Raw genomic sequence first — 14,549 nt, 5'->3', positions numbered from 1 at the left:
CTCCCACCCTGTCCAGTCCCAGCAGCGCCGCCCCCAGGACAGGACTGGCCGTGACCACCTGAGGGGCCGCCTTGGGTGCTCTGTCGGTCAGCAGGCCGGTGATCATGCCGTTGAGCTGCGGGTGCTGGGCGGCCAGCACCCCGCCGCCCAGGAGGACGGGTGTCGGCTCGTCCAGCAGTTCCAGGCGGGTCAGGGCCACCACGGCCATCGCGACCACCTCGTCCGCCTGGCGTTCCACGATCGCGCGGGCGACCGTGTCGCCGTGCGCCGCCGTCGCGAAGAGGACCGGGGTCAGCTCGTGGCGACGGGATTGTTCTATGCCGCCCAGGTGCAGCGCCTCGATGAGGGCGTACATGGAGGACAGGCCGAAGTGGGCGGGGAGGGTGTGGGCCAGGGCCGTGGCGCGTCCGCGGCCGTCCTCCGAGCGTGCCGCGTGCCACAGGGCCTCCTCCGACAGGCCCCAGCCACCGCCCCAGTCGCCCGAGACCCGGCCCAGGGCCGGGAAGCGGGCCGTGCGGCCGTCGGGGCGCATGCCGACGCAGTTGATGCCGGCGCCGCAGACGACCGCGACACCCCGGGGTTCCGTAACACCGGCCCGGAGGATGGCGAAGGTGTCGTTCCGGACCGTCACCGTCGTGCCCCAGCCGCGCGCTCGCAGCGCGGCCGCCAACCGGTCCTCCTCGACGGGGAAGTCGGCGTTGGCGAGGCACGCCGAGACGTGGTCGACGGTGGTGAGCCCGGCGGTGGACAGGGCCTGGGTGACCGTGTGGGTGAGGGTGGTCATCGCCGTGTCCAGGCCTACCGCGGGCGGGCGGAAGCCGCCCCCGCGGGCCGTGGACAGGACCTCTCCGTCCGCCGTCACGATCGCGACGTCCGTCTTGCTGTTGCCGGCGTCGATGGCGAGGACATGTGCGGTCAGGCCCACGCGAGGTGCTCCCGGTTGTGTGCGATCAGTCGGTCGGTGAGCGCCTCGGCGTACTCGTACTGGCCGATGAGGGGGTGGGAGAGGAGGGCCCGGAAGACGCGGGTCCGGCCGCCGTGCAGAGCCGCCTGAAGGGCCAGGTCCTCGTACGTCGTCACGTTCGCCATCAGGCCCGCGAAGAGGGGGTCCACGGACGGGACCGGGAGCGGGGACGCTCCCTTCGCGCCCACCGCCGCCTGCACCTCGATCACCGCGTCGTCGGGGAGGAACGGGAGAGTGCCCCGGTTGTACGTGTTCACCACCTGGTACGGCGTTCCGCCGCCGCCCAGCAGGGCCGCCGCCAGGTCCACCGCCGCCTCCGAGTAGTACGCGCCGCCCCGTTTGGCGAGCAGCGCCGGCTTCTCGTCCAGGGCCGGGTCGGCGTACATGGTCAGCAGTTGCCGTTCCATGGCCGCCACTTCGGCCGCGCGGGACGGCTTCGTCCCGAGTTCCCGTACGACCTCGTCGTGCGCGTAGTAGTAGCGCAGGTAGTACGACGGGACCACGCCCAGGCGGTCGAAGAGGGGGCGGGGGAGGCGCAGGTCAGCCGCGATCCTGTCGCCGTGCTCGGCCAGCAGCTTGGGGAGGACGTCCTCGCCTTCCGGGCCGCCCAGGCGTGCTCCCGTCTCCCAGGTGAGGTGGTTGAGGCCGATGTGGTCGAGGTGGACTTCCCAGGGCTCGACGCCCAGCAGGGCCGCGAACTTGCGCTGGAGGCCGATCGCCACGTTGCACAGGCCCACCGCCTTGTGGCCGGCCTGGAGCAGGGCGCGGGTCACGATGCCGACCGGGTTCGTGAAGTCGATGATCCAGGCGTGGGGGTTGTTGCGGCGTACCCGGTCCGCGATGTCCAGGACCACCGGGACCGTGCGCAGGGCCTTCGCCAGACCGCCGGCGCCGGTCGTCTCCTGGCCCACGCAGCCGCACTCCAGGGGCCAGGTCTCGTCCTGTTCCCGGGCCGCCTGGCCGCCCACGCGGAGCTGGAGGAGGACCGCGTCCGCGCCGTCGACCGCACGGTCGAGGTCGGTCGTGGTGGTGATGCGGCCGGGGTGGCCCTGGCGGGCGAAGATGCGGCGGGCGAGGCCGCCCACCAGGTCCAGGCGGTCCTGCGCCGGGTCCATCAGGACCAGTTCCCCGACGGGCAGGGTGTCCCGCAAGCGGGCGAAGCCGTCCACGAGTTCGGGGGTGTAGGTCGAGCCTCCGCCGACCACGGTGAGTTTCATTGCGTCCAACCCTTTGCTTGCGTCTGACCCGTTACGCCGGTGAGCTAGCCCTTTACGCCGGTGAGCGTGACTCCCTCTACAAACGCCTTCTGGGCGAAGAAGAACACGAGGATCACGGGTGCCATCACCAGCACGGTGGCGGCCATGGTGAGGTTCCAGTCGGTGTGGTGGGCGCCCTTGAACGACTCCAGGCCGTAGGAGAGGGTCCAGGCGCCCGGGTTCTCCGAGGCGTAGATCTGAGGGCCGAAGTAGTCGTTCCACGCGTAGAAGAACTGGAAGAGGGCTACTGCGGCTATGCCCGGTTTCGCCATCGGGAGTACGACCTTCAGGAGGGTGCGCAGGTCGCCGCAGCCGTCCACCTTGGCCGCGTCCAGGTATTCGTCGGGGATCGTGGTGAGGAACTGGCGCAGCAGGAAGATCGAGAACGCGTCGCCGAACGCCATGGGGATGATCAGCGGCCAGAGCGTGCCGGACAGGTCGAGCTGCTTCGCCCAGAACAGGTACATCGGGATGATGATCACCTGCGGCGGCAGCATCATCATCGAGATGACCAGCATCAGAGCGAGGTTGCGGCCCCGGAAGCGGAACTTCGCGAGGGCGTAGGCCACCGGGATCGAGGAGATCACCGTGAGCGCCGTGCCCAGGACCGCGTAGAACAGGGTGTTCCGCCACCAGGTGAGGAAGCCGGGGGTGTCGAGGACTCTTCGGTAGTTGTCCCATTCCCAGGTGTGCGGGATCAGGTCGCGGCTGAGCGCCTGGCTGTCGCTCATGAGCGAGGTGAGGAGGACGAAGAGGAAGGGGAGGGTGAAGAAGAGGGCGACCGCGATGCCCAGGGAGTGGACCGCGATCCATTCCAGGAACGCCCTGCGGTGGGCGGTGCGTTCCGCGGGAGAGGTCGGGGGCTTCAACGCCACTGGCTTGTCCAGTAGTTGGGTCATCGGTCACCTGCCTGGATCAGACCGCCCTTGCGGCGCATCAGAAGTGCGGTGAAGGCCATGGAGAGGGTGAAGAGGACCAGGGCGACCACGCAGGCGGAGCCGTAGTCGAAGCGCTGGAAGCCCAGGTTGTAGACGAGTTGGGGGAGCGTGAGCGTGGACTTGTCCGGGTAGCCCGGCTCGAACTGGGTGCCCGCGCCCTGGATCACGCCCGAGGCGACCTTTCCGGCGATCAGCGGCTGTGTGTAGTACTGCATCGTCTGGATCACGCCGGTGACGACCGCGAACATGACGATCGGGGAGATGTTCGGGAGCGTGACGTACCGGAAGCGCTGCCAGGGTGTGGCGCCGTCCAGTTCGGCCGCCTCGTACTGCTCCTTCGGTACGTCCAGCAGGGCGGCCATGAAGATGACCATCAGGTCGCCGATGCCCCAGAGGGCCAGGAGGGTGAGGGCCGGCTTCGACCACGTGGGGTCGTTGAACCAGCCGGGGGCGGGGAGCCCGGTCTTCTCCAGGATCGAGTTGACCGGGCCCGTGCCGGGGTTGAGGAGGAACGCGAAGGCCATGGTGGCCGCCACGGGCGGGGCCAGGTACGGCAGGTAGAAGAGGGTGCGGAAGACACCCGTAGCCGTCTTGATCTTGGTGATCAGCAGGCCCACGCCCAGACCGAAGGCGACCCGGAGCGTGACCATGATGACGACCAGCCACAGCGTGTTGCGCAGGGCGGGCCAGAAGAGCGGGTAGTGCTCGAAGACGTACGACCAGTTCTTCGTGCCGGTCCATGAGGGCGGCTTGAAGCCGTCGTACTGCATGAAGGAGAAGTAGACGGTGGAGATCAGCGGGTAGGTGAAGAAGACCGAGAAGCCGATCAGCCAGGGGGAGAGGAACGCGAGGGTGCGCAGGGTCGATCGGCGGTGTTTCGCGCGCAGGGTGTAAGTGCTCACGGTACTCACGGTGCTCACGGTTTTCATGGCCTACTTCGCCTGCGCGATGTCCGTGTCGATCTGCTCGGCCGTCTTCTTCAGGCCGGCCTTGAGGTCGGTGGCCTTGCCGCTCTCGTAGTCGTAGCCGAACTCCTGGATCGTGGTGAGGTAGACGCCGCCGTTGACGGAGGCGGGGGCGGTGGTCGAGTTCGGGTCGGCGGCGATCTCCAGGAACGTCTTGAAGCGCGGGTCGTACTTCAGGTTCGGGGACTTCGGGGCCGCGAGCGTCGACGGCACGTTGTGGATGGCGTTGGAGAAGTTCACCACCGCGTCCGTGTCGGTGGTCATGTACTTCACCAGCTCCCAGGCCGCATTCTGCTTGGTGCTGGTCGCCGCGACACCGGCGATGGTGCCGGTGATGTAGCCCTTGCCGTACTGGTCGGCCTGGTCGTCGGGGACGGGCAGCGGGGCCACGCCGATCTCGAACTCCGGCTTGGTGTCCAGGGCCATGCCCAGGCGCCACTCGCCGTCGAGCTGCATGGCGACCTGGCCGGTGTGGAAGGGGTGCTTGGGGCCCCACTCGTCGCCGAGCCCGGAGCGGTAGGTCTCCAGCTTGCGGTAGCCGCCGAGCGCGTCGACCAGCTTCTTCTGCATCGTGAACGCCTTCTCGAAGGCCGGGTCCTTACCGACGTTCGACTTGCCGTCCTGGTCGAAGTACGTGGGGGAGAACTGCCCGAGGTAGTGCTCGGTGGTGGTCTCCCAGCCGTGGTAGTTCGGCATGAAGCCGAGCTGCTTGTAGGTGTTGCCCTGGGGGATCGTCAGCTTCTTGGCGACCTTCTCGAACTCGGACCAGGTCTTCGGCGGGCTGGTGATGCCCGCCTTCTCGAAGGCCGTCTTGTTGTAGTAGAGGCCGTACGCGTCGCCGAGGAGGGGGACCGCACAGCGGTTTCCTTCGAACTGCGTGTACTCGTTCATCGCCTTCGGGAAGGTCTTCTCCGGGTCGATCCCCGACTTCTCGAAGAAGGGGTCGAGGTCCACCAGGGCGCCGGAGGAGCAGAACTTGCCGACGCTGTTCGTGGTGAAGGACGAGATCACGTCCGGGGCCTTGCCGCCGCCGGTGCGCAGGGCCTGGTTGATCTTGTCGTCGGTCATGTTGCCGACGACGTTGACGTGGATGCCGGGGTGCGTCTTCTCGAATCCGGCGACCAGGTCTTTGACGGCCTTCACCTCGGCGGGCGCGCTCCAGGCGTGCCAGAAGTTGAGGGTCGTCTCCTTGGAGGCGTCGTCGCTCGCGCCGGCGTCCGCCTGACCGGTGCAGGCGGTCGCGAGGAGGGCGATGGAGGCGGAGGCGGCAAGCGCGATGGCCGCTTTTCTGGGTATTCCGGGCATGGCAGAGCTCCCTGGGGCACGGGGGAAGAAGGGAAGAACCGGAGGGTGGAAATACCGGGAGTGGAACTACCGGGAGTGGAACTACCGGGAGTGGAACTACCGGGAGTGGAAATACCGGGGGGTGGCGTCAGCGCGAGGTGTCGAAGACCTCGTCGCGTGTGGTCGCGAGCGCGCTCTCCAGTGCGCCGCGCAGCACGGGGTGTTCACGGACGTCGCCCACGACCAGGCGTGGGCGTGCCGCGGCCAGTTCCTCCAGCTCGGCCTGGACGAGGGCGCGCAGCGTCTCGCCGCCCGAGGTGAGGGACGCGCCGCTCAGGACGACGAGCTCGGGGTCGAGGACCGAGACGAGGGAGGCCAGACCGGTGGCCAGCCGGGTCGCGTACGACCGCAGCAGCTCCCGGTGGAGATCGTCGTCCCGCGTGGCGGCCCGCTCGACCAGGGCCGCGGCCACCTCGGCGTACGGGCCCGCCGGGATGTCCTCGATGCCCAGTTCACGGGCCAGCCTCGGCACCGCCTGGGAACCGGCCAGCTCCTGGTAGCCGCCGCTGTTGGCCTTGGTGACCTGGCGGACCAGGGGTGTGCCCGGCACCGGCAGGAAGCCGACCTCGCCGGCGCCGCCGGTCCAGCCGCGGTGCAGCCGGCCGCCCAGGACCAGGGCGGCGCCCAGGCCCTCCTGGTTCCACAGCAGCACGAAGTCCGTGTGGTCCCGGGCCGCGCCCAGCCGCTGTTCGGCGAGGGCGACCAGGTTGACGTCGTTCTCGTACTCGAACGGCATCGGCAGGGCGGCGGCGAGCTCGTCCAGGAGGGTGGGGGAGTGCCAGCCGGGGAGGTGGGAGGCGTAGCGCAGGCGACCGGTGGTGGGGTCGAAGGCGCCGGGGGTGCCGATGACGAGCCGGTGGATGTCGTCCCGGGCGAGGCCCGCCGCCTTCACCGCGCCGTCCAGGGCGTCGGTGACCTGCTGGACGACGGGGGCGCCGGTGCGCCTGCCGGGGGTGGGCAGTTCATGGCGGCCGACGGTACGGCCGGTGATGTCGGCGACCGCGGCGAGGATCCGCTGGGGGGTGACGTCGAGTCCGGCGGCGTAGCCGGCCGCCGGGTTGACCTCGTAGAGCTGGGCGTTCGGGCCCGGCCGGCCTTCGGTGGTGCCGGTCGCCAGGACGAGGCCCGCGGCCTCCAGGCGGGCCAGCAGCTGGGAGGCGGTCGGCTTGGACAGGCCGGTGAGCTTGCCGATCCGAGTGCGGGACAGCTGTCCGTGCTCCAGCAGCAGGTCCAGGGCGGCCCGGTCGTTCATGGCGCGCAGGACGCGCGGGGTGCCCGGCGTGCCGGCGGTTCCTGCCATGCGTGTCCACACCTGCCCTTCGGCTGCTCAGCTTCTCAGTGATCCGGCGGGGAAGTCCATCCGGCCGACCTGCGCCGGACCATTGTTAGGAAAGTTTCCTATCGGTGGGGAGGAAGGTAAGCCCGGCGCCGCGCGGGCGTCAAGAGGGGACGGGTCAGGCAACGCAGTCGTTACCCGGGCATGCGAAAAGGGCGGCACCCGGAAGTCCGGGTGCCGCCCCTCTCCGTACGGGCCTCTTCGTGCCGCGGGTCGGCTACTTCGTGGTGCTCGTCGGCGGTGCGACGGGCGTGAGCGGGGACGCCGCCGCCGACTGCGGGGACGCCGAGTTCGCGTACACCGACGGGGGCGCCATCCCCGCCGTCGGGTCGGCGGGCGTCTCCTCGGCCGTGGCCGTGGCCCCGCCGACGATGCGGATGTCCGCCGCGTCGAAGGCCCGCTTGATGCGCCAGCGCAGCTCGCGCTCCACGGTCAGGGACTTGCCGGGCATGGTCTTCGCCGAGACGCGCACGACCATGGAGTCCAGCAGGACGCTGTCCAGGCCGAGCACCTCGATCGGGCCCCACAGCAGCTCGTTCCAGGGCTCCTCGGCACCCATCTTCTCGGCGACCTCGTCCAGGGTGGCCTTGACCTTGTCCAGGTCCTCGCCGGAGTGGACCGTGACGTCGACGTTGGCCGTCGCCCAGCCCTGGGACAGGTTGCCGATGCGCTTGACCTCGCCGTTGCGGACGTACCAGATCTCGCCGCCGTCGCCGCGCAGCTTGGTCACGCGCAGGCCCACCTCGATCACCTCGCCGGAGGCGACGCCCGCGTCGATCGTGTCACCGACGCCGTACTGGTCCTCCAGGATCATGAAGACACCCGAGAGGAAGTCCGTGACCAGGTTGCGGGCGCCGAAGCCGATCGCGACACCGGCGACACCGGCCGAGGCCAGCAGCGGGGCCAGGTTGATCTGGAAGGTGCCCAGGACCATCAGCGCGGCCGTGCCCATGATCAGGAACGACGCCACCGAGCGCAGCACCGAGCCGATCGCCTGGGAGCGCTGGCGACGGCGCTCGACGTTGACCAGCAGCCCGCCGAGCCCGGAGCCGTCCACGGACTGGCCGGTCCGGTTCATGCGGTCTATCAGCTTGGTGATCGCACGCCGGACGACGACCCTCAGCACTGCCGCTATCACCACGATGAGCAGGACCCGCAGGCCGATCGCGAGCCACGTCGACCAGTTCTGCTCGACCCAGCCGGCGGCGTTCGTCGCGCTCTCCTGGGCGTCCTGGAGCGAGGGCACTCTCGGGGTCTCCGTATCCGAGGGGATCGGCGACGGCGACGGGCCGGCGGCGAGCAGGACAGCGGACAGGGACACGGCAGGTACCTCCAAGTACAGCGGTCCGCCCCGGTGCGGTGGTTCAGGGGGTCGAGGTCACGACTGGGTCACCGCGGGGGCAGAACCACCACACTAACGGGGCATTGTGTGTGCTTCCGCAGGATGTGTGAAGGAGAGACCATGCTCACCTGGGCTTGAACAGGCCATGATCCGGGGGATGAATCTGATGTGGTCGAAAACACTCCCAGCCCGTTACGGGGACATGGTGGCGCTTTCACCAGGCATGAGGGGAGACTGGCTACGAATCGTCCCGGCGCGAGCCACGCGCCGCCGGCGTCCAAGGAGGCATCCGTGCCGCACGTCCTGGTCCTCAACGCGTCGTACGAGCCGCTAGGTGTCGTACCGCTCCGCCGCGCGCTCGTCCTCGTCCTCGAGAACAAGGCCGTATGCCTCGAGGAGTCCGGCGCCTATCTGCACAGCGCGACCGTCACAGTCCCCGCACCCAGCGTGGTCCGGCTCAAGCGATTCGTCCGGGTTCCCTATCGGGGGCCCGTTCCTCTGACCCGCCGGGCGCTGTTCGCCCGTGACGGGGGCCGGTGCATGTACTGCGGTGGCGTCGCAACCAGCGTCGACCACGTCATCCCGCGCAGCCGCGGGGGCAAGCACGTCTGGGACAACGTGGTGGCGTCCTGCCGCCGCTGCAACCACGTGAAGGCCGACCGGCACCTCTTCGAGATCGGCTGGCGGCTGCGCCACAAACCCGCCCCGCCCACCGGCCTGGCCTGGCGCATCATCGGGACCGGCCATCGGGACCCGCGCTGGCTGCCGTACTTGCAGCCGTACGGCGCGGACGACGCCTTGGCCCGGATCGACGGCATTTCCGCCTGAGAGGATCCGGGCTTTCGTATTGCCGCGTGACGTTCGTCATGGCGCGTGCGGCCGGATGCCGTGTGCGGCCGGCCGACCGGCCCGGTGAACCCCCGTTCCCCCGGGCCGGCCCGCCCTGCGGAGGACGCTTACGCGTACCGCAGCTCCCCCGGGCGTACCGAGCGGCGCAGCAGGGGCAGCGAGGTGGCCGCGGCCAGCAGGCAGGCGGCGTAGGCGGCGACGGGTACCAGGGCGATCGCCCAGGGCACCGGCCGGTCGTTGAGCAGCGCGTACCAGGCGCCGATGGTCGTCCCGCCCAGGCCCGAGAGCAGTACGGCGGGGGCGAGCGGCAGCGCGGTCTCCAGCAGCAGGGCCCGGCCGAGCACCGGGTGCGGCACCCCGGCGGCGGCCTGCGCGGCCAGGCCCCGGCGGCGGGTGGCCAGGGACTCGGCGGTGCCGACGGCGAGGCCGGACAGCGTGATCGCGAAGGCGACGGCGACGGCGGCGCCGGTGAGGTCGAGGCCGGTGGTGTAGTAGGACGCGTTCTCGGCGAGGTATCGCTTGCTGTGCACCACATCGCTCAGCACCTGCCGGATGCTCATGAAGCCGGTCCCGACGAGCGTCACCAGCAGCACCGCCGCATGCGTGCGGGCGGCTGACCAGGGGTCGTCGCGCAGCCGTTCCGCCGCGATCAGCGTCGCCGCCGACCGGGCCCGGGGCGCGAGGATCCGCCCGGTCGCCTTCGCGGTGGCCCCGGAGAGCCATACCGCGCCCGCGCCGACCACGAGGACCACGCCCATCATCATCAGCGGCGGCCCGCCGTTCGGCCGGTTGGAGGCGGCCGTGGACGTGGTGGCCACGGTCACCAGCGCCAGCACCGCGACGAGCAGGACCCCGGCCAGGAACAGCAGTCCGGGTCCTCGTCCGTCGTGCGGCCTGACCCGGCGCACCCAGCCGAGCGGGGAGGCCACGACCCGGCGCAGCGCCAGTGCGCCCGCCACCGCGCCCAGCACCGGTACGGCGACGGCGACCAGGGCGATCCCGACCCAGGCCAGGGCGGTCGGCCGGTCCCACTCGCGCAGCAGGACCAGTACCGACAAGGCGGTGGCGGCCGCCGAGCCCAGCAGACAGGCCAGCCCGGTCTCCAGCGCGGCGATCCGCCGCACCTGCCAGGGCGTCGCCCCGGCCAGCCGCAGCCCGGCCAGCCGCCGGTCGCGGTGCACGGCGCCGATCCGGGCGCACTGGCCGAGGAACCCCAGCACGGGCACGAGCAGGAGCAGCAGGCCGACGATCACACCGGACCGCGTGCCGGGCTCGTCGAGCAGGCCCGCGGCGACGGGCACGCTGTAGCTGCCCCGCAGCGCGGCCAGGGCGACGGCGGCCAGCGCGAACCCGGTCGCGAGCGCGGCGCCCGTCGCCGTCAGCGCGACCCGCCACCACTCGCGTCGATCGGAACCACGGGTGAGCTCCCAGGCGAGGCGCAGATCGGAACGCAGGGAGTTCACGCGGTCACCCCCAGCGGTGCCACAGCGCCGTCCCGCAGCTGGATCTCCCGGTCCGCGTACGCCGCCACCTGCGCGTCGTGGGTGATCAGCAGGACCGCCGTGCCCGACTCGCGGACCGTGTGCAGCAGGGCCGTCATGACCTGCTCGCCGGCGAGCGAGTCGAGGGCGCCCGTCGGCTCGTCCGCGAAGACCACCTTCGGGCCGGTGACCAAGGCACGGGCCAGCGCGGTCCGCTGGGCCTGGCCGCCGCTCATCTCGCCCGGCCGCAGGTCCTCCTGGCCGCGCACGCCGAACCGCTCCAGCCACTCACCGGCCCGGACCCGGGCACGGGCGCGGTCGGTGCCGGCCAGCAGCAGCGGCAGGGCGACGTTGTCCAGGGCCGTCAGCTCGGGGATGAGCTGCCCGAACTGGAACACCACGCCGAACTCGGTCCGCCGCAGCTCGCTCAGCCGCTTCTCGGGCAGGTCCTCCAGCCGCCGGCCGTCGTACGACACCGAGCCCCCGTCGGGCCGGACGATCCCGGCCAGACAGTGCAGCAGCGTCGACTTCCCGCTGCCGCTCGCGCCGGTCACGGCGAGGATCTCGCCGGCGTGCAGGTCGACCGAGGCGCCGCGCAGTGCGGGTGTCCTGCCGTGCGTTTTGGTGAGGCCGCTCGCCGAGAGAAGGGGCACGGGTCTGCTCATGCTGCGTCGACCTCCGCGGTCAGGGTGGTGAGCCGGGCCGCCGTGGTGCTCATCCAGCGGAGGTCGGCGTCGAGGTGGTTGAGGGCGTAGTCGGCCGAGAGCACGGTCGCGAGGTCCGCGCCCTTGGCGGCCTTGACCGCCGTGAGCTCCCGCATCCGCTCCATGTGGGCGGCGCGCTGGGCGCTCAGGTACGCGGCCGGGTCACCGCCCGAGAGGATCGCGACCACGACCTTGGCGAAGATCTCGTTCGCCACGAAGGGCGCGGGCGGCGCGATCTCCCCGGCCCACCGGGACAGTTCACGCGTCCCCTCGTCCGTGGCACGGTACGTCGTCCGCTCCGGGCCGCCGTCCGAGTCGGTGCCCTCGACCGCGGCGAGACCGTCCCGGACGAGGCGCTGGAGGGTCGTGTAGACCTGCCCGTAGGCCAGCGGTCGGGCCTGCGGGAACCGTTCGTCGTGGCGTCGCTTGAGGTCGTAGCCGTGGCTCGGACCCGTGGCGAGCAGGCCCAGCAGGATGTGGCGGGTGCTCATGGCGATCATTATGCACTCAGTACATGTACTGAGTGAATAGTCGGCGGCGATCCATTTTCCCGACCCGGGCCCGAGAGGGTGGGTTCAGTCCGTGACGGCGTACGCCTCCACCGACCACAGCGAGTACCCGTACGGCGTGGCCCGCTTCTCGCCCTGCACCCGTACGAAGCGCACGTCGCGCTCGTCCATGCGGACGCTCTCGTGGCCGCCCCTGCCGTCCCGCACCGCGGCCGCCGTGCGCCAGCGGCGGCCGTCGGGCGAGACCTGGACGCGGTACGCCGAGGGGTGGGCGTCCTGCCAGCGCAGCACGAGCTGCCCGAGCCGCACCGGGCGAGGCAGCTCGACCTGCCACCAGGCGCCGTCGTCGACCGGGGACGACCAGCGCGTGTCCGGGTCGCCGTCGTTCGCCGCCGACGCGGGGAAGTCGGGCGTCTCGTCGCCCGAGGAACGCGCCGTGCCGGTGCGGGCCACGTCGGGCCCGCCGGTGGGCGGGAAGGCCCGGACGGTGAGCGTGCGGGTGGCTCCCGCGAACCCCAGCCGGATGTCGTAGGACCGTTTCGGCGCACCGCGCTCCACGGTCACCTCGACCGGGACCTCCACCTTGGTGCCGCGCGGCACGGCCAGCTCGGACCTCGGCGCCCGGACTCGTACGCCCTCGGGTGCCTCGACGGTGAGCCTGCCGCGGGCGTCGGCGGGGCGCAGCGAGGCCAGCCCGGCCGTCAGCCGCCGCGTCCTGCCGGTCTCGGCGTCCACGCGGTCGCGTGTCAGCTCCAAAGAGGTGGCGGGGGAGTCCGCGAACCACGGGACCAGGTGACGCACGCGGGACGACGCGGGACCGGTGACCCGCACGGCGTCCACCCGCTGCCCGGCCCGCACCTCGGTCGCCCCCGAAGCGGCCAGCCGGCCGGCCCGCCGCCAGCCCCGGTCCGGGACGTGAACCTCGACGTCGCCCTCGGTGCCGGGATCGGTGAGAACCGTCACGGCCGTCAGGGACCGGGGGTGCGAAAAGCGCAGGGTGCGGCCGTCGCCCGGGTCGCCCGGGCTGGGGGGCGGCTCGTGGTCGATGCCCGACCAAGCCGTGTACGCCTTCTGCGCCCGCCCCAGGAAGGGGTCCAGGACGTCCGTGCCGACCTTGACCGGCGCCGGCTCCAGCCGGGCCCGCAGCGCGCCGAGTTCCCGGTACGCCGTCCAGGCCGCCGCCGCATCCCCGGCGCGCTGCTCGTCCAGCATGTCGAGCGCGGTCGTGCCCGCCTCGCCGTAGCGGGCCAGTTGCTCCGACCAGGGAGCCACCTCCGGGGCGAGGGCGGTGCCCGTCAGCCGCCGGGGCAGCTCGCGCAGCACGGTGAACGCCTCGCGCAGCCGCCGCGCGGCGTCGCCGTCCGTCCCGGTGCGGTTTGTCCCGGGACCACTCGCCTCGGCGCCGCCCGCCGTACGGGCCCGCCAGTACGCCTCGGTCAGCGGGCGCAGGTACGCCGACTCCTCCTCGCCGAGGACCGACGACGCGTCGTTCCCGGCGAGCGCGGCCAGGGCCTCCTCGCGGCGCCGGTCCCCGCCCGCCAGGTCGGCGATCGCGGCGCGCCAGGACTCCCCGGGGCGGTAGGCGCGCGGATTCCAGGCGTAGTCGGCGGCGGTGAACAGCGGGATGCGGGACGCCTCGGGCTGCTGCATCGCGTTGGCGAGCAGGGCGGCCGAGCCGGTGGCGACGGCCGGCTCGCGGCCCCGGTAGGGGCCGAGGAAGAGACGGCCGGGCTTGTAGTCGTTGACCGGGTAGTTGTCCATCGTGACCAGCGGATGCCGGAACGCCTCCCGGGCGTCGGCCAGTTCGCCGCCCGTGATGGTGCGGGGCACCACCCCGACGCCCGTCCACGCCACCTCGACACGCGGGTCCAGCGAGCTCGCCAGCGCCCGCCGGTAGTCGGTCGTGCCGTCCTCGTAGTACTCGGTCGGCATCAGCGACAGACCGGCGGCACCGGCGTGCCGTTCCGCCAGGTGGCGGGCCACCGCGTTCGCCACCCGGGCCTGCGCCCGCGCGGCCGCCCGCGGGCCGGAGCCGAACCGGTCGGCGTCCGCGTCGCAGTGCCACTCGCTGTAGCTCACGTCCTGGAACTGGAGCTGGAAGGCCCGGAAGCCCAGCGCCCACATGGCGTCGAACTTGCGCGTCAGCGCGCGCACGTCGTCGTCCGACGCGAAGCACATCGCCTGGCCCGGAGCCACCGCCCAGCCGAGCGTGACGTGGTTGCGGCGCGCCCGCTCGGCCAGCTCCCGGAACCGGGCCCGCTGTCCCGCCGGATACGGCTCACGCCAGCGGGCCTGCCGGTAGAGGTCGTCACCGGGGGCGTACAGATACCGGTTCTGCTTGGTGCGCCCCATGAAGTCGAGCTGCCCCAGCCGCTGCCGGTGCGTCCAGGCGGTGCCGTAGAAGCCCTCGGTGATGCCGCGCACGGCGGTGCCGGGCCAGTCGCGTACGACGGCGGCGGCGATCGTGCCGTCGGCGCGCAGGAGCTGCCGCAGCGTCTGGACCGCGTGGAACAGGCCGTCCTCGCCGGTTCCGGTCAGCAAGACGCCGCCCCCGCCGACGGACAGCTCGTATCCCCCGGAGGGGAGGGCGCGGCGGTCGTCCCGGCGGACGGGCTCCGTCCGCACCCGCACGACCAGCGCCCCGGGCACGGCCGAGTCGGTGATGCGGCGGGCCCCGGCCTGCCGCAGCAGGTCGCGCAAGGTTTCGACGGCATGGGGGTCCCCCCTGTTCGAGCGAAGCCGAGACCTTGGGGGAGGGTCGGCCGTCGTGTCGGTGATCAGGGCGACCTCGTCCGTGACCGCGACCGGTGCGCCGGTCGCGCGCAGGGACTGGGGGCGCGGCCAGACGGAGAGGTCCGGAC

At 71.8% G+C, this 14,549-nt stretch carries 12 protein-coding genes; 1 reads left to right on the top strand and 11 read right to left on the bottom strand.

The window, feature by feature from the left end:
• From CA983_RS28935 to CA983_RS28905, 7 genes are all read right to left on the bottom strand, one after another.
• On the bottom strand, positions 1-925 hold a 925-nt coding region (locus CA983_RS28935), incomplete at its 3' end, for an N-acetylglucosamine kinase (protein ID WP_086603774.1).
• A complete protein-coding gene (locus tag CA983_RS28930; RefSeq protein WP_086603773.1) occupies positions 916-2,181 on the bottom strand; it encodes a 6-phospho-beta-glucosidase in 1,266 nt (421 codons plus the stop codon). The genes CA983_RS28935 and CA983_RS28930, both read right to left, overlap by 10 nt.
• Positions 2,182-2,225: 44 nt before the next feature.
• On the bottom strand, positions 2,226-3,119 hold the full coding sequence (locus CA983_RS28925) for a carbohydrate ABC transporter permease (RefSeq protein ID WP_086603772.1): 894 nt from the start codon (positions 3,117-3,119) through the stop codon (positions 2,226-2,228).
• Complete coding sequence (locus tag CA983_RS28920; protein ID WP_086603776.1) at positions 3,116-4,060, bottom strand: carbohydrate ABC transporter permease; 945 nt, start codon at positions 4,058-4,060, stop codon at positions 3,116-3,118. Before CA983_RS28920 ends, CA983_RS28925 begins: the two co-directional genes overlap by 4 nt.
• Positions 4,061-4,090: 30 nt before the next feature.
• Complete coding sequence (locus CA983_RS28915) at positions 4,091-5,428, bottom strand: ABC transporter substrate-binding protein (RefSeq protein ID WP_086603771.1); 1,338 nt, start codon at positions 5,426-5,428, stop codon at positions 4,091-4,093.
• Positions 5,429-5,555: 127 nt separating this feature from the next.
• A complete protein-coding gene (locus tag CA983_RS28910; protein WP_086603770.1) occupies positions 5,556-6,767 on the bottom strand; it encodes an ROK family transcriptional regulator in 1,212 nt (403 codons plus the stop codon).
• A gap of 253 nt (positions 6,768-7,020) precedes the next feature.
• Positions 7,021-8,124: a mechanosensitive ion channel family protein gene (locus CA983_RS28905; RefSeq protein WP_086603769.1), complete on the bottom strand. Its 1,104-nt coding sequence runs from the start codon at positions 8,122-8,124 to the stop codon at positions 7,021-7,023.
• A gap of 312 nt (positions 8,125-8,436) precedes the next feature.
• Here CA983_RS28905 and CA983_RS28900 point away from each other — a divergent pair, with 312 nt between their 5' ends.
• The gene (locus CA983_RS28900) at positions 8,437-8,973 is read left to right on the top strand and encodes an HNH endonuclease (RefSeq protein ID WP_019760491.1); all 537 of its coding nucleotides are present in this window, start codon (positions 8,437-8,439) and stop codon (positions 8,971-8,973) included.
• Between the two features lie 128 nt (positions 8,974-9,101).
• On the opposite strand, the gene CA983_RS28895 is transcribed toward CA983_RS28900, so the two are convergent.
• From CA983_RS28895 to CA983_RS28880, 4 genes are all read right to left on the bottom strand, one after another.
• On the bottom strand, positions 9,102-10,457 hold the full coding sequence (locus CA983_RS28895) for an ABC transporter permease (protein ID WP_086603768.1): 1,356 nt from the start codon (positions 10,455-10,457) through the stop codon (positions 9,102-9,104).
• Positions 10,454-11,140, bottom strand: coding sequence for an ABC transporter ATP-binding protein (locus CA983_RS28890; RefSeq protein WP_086603767.1), 687 nt, complete (start codon positions 11,138-11,140; stop codon positions 10,454-10,456). Before CA983_RS28890 ends, CA983_RS28895 begins: the two co-directional genes overlap by 4 nt.
• The gene (locus tag CA983_RS28885; protein WP_086603775.1) at positions 11,137-11,670 is read right to left on the bottom strand and encodes a PadR family transcriptional regulator; all 534 of its coding nucleotides are present in this window, start codon (positions 11,668-11,670) and stop codon (positions 11,137-11,139) included. The genes CA983_RS28890 and CA983_RS28885 overlap by 4 nt, the downstream gene beginning before the upstream one ends.
• Before the next feature lie 84 nt (positions 11,671-11,754).
• A partial coding sequence (locus CA983_RS28880; RefSeq protein ID WP_086603766.1) for a glycoside hydrolase family 84 protein occupies positions 11,755-14,549 on the bottom strand: 2,795 nt, incomplete at its 5' end.

This window comes from Streptomyces swartbergensis (assembly GCF_002148965.1).
Taxonomy (GTDB): domain Bacteria; phylum Actinomycetota; class Actinomycetes; order Streptomycetales; family Streptomycetaceae; genus Streptomyces; species Streptomyces swartbergensis.
The sequence above is the reverse complement of the archived record's forward strand: the minus strand, read 5'-3'. Positions and strand labels throughout refer to the sequence as shown.

Coding starts and splice junctions, on each gene's coding strand:
- CA983_RS28930 (WP_086603773.1), bottom strand. CDS start 2,181: ATGAAACTCACCGTGGTCGGCGGAGGCTCGACCTACACCCCCGAACTC.
- CA983_RS28925 (WP_086603772.1), bottom strand. CDS start 3,119: ATGACCCAACTACTGGACAAGCCAGTGGCGTTGAAGCCCCCGACCTCT.
- CA983_RS28915 (WP_086603771.1), bottom strand. CDS start 5,428: ATGCCCGGAATACCCAGAAAAGCGGCCATCGCGCTTGCCGCCTCCGCC.
- CA983_RS28910 (WP_086603770.1), bottom strand. CDS start 6,767: ATGGCAGGAACCGCCGGCACGCCGGGCACCCCGCGCGTCCTGCGCGCC.
- CA983_RS28890 (WP_086603767.1), bottom strand. CDS start 11,140: ATGAGCAGACCCGTGCCCCTTCTCTCGGCGAGCGGCCTCACCAAAACG.
- CA983_RS28885 (WP_086603775.1), bottom strand. CDS start 11,670: ATGAGCACCCGCCACATCCTGCTGGGCCTGCTCGCCACGGGTCCGAGC.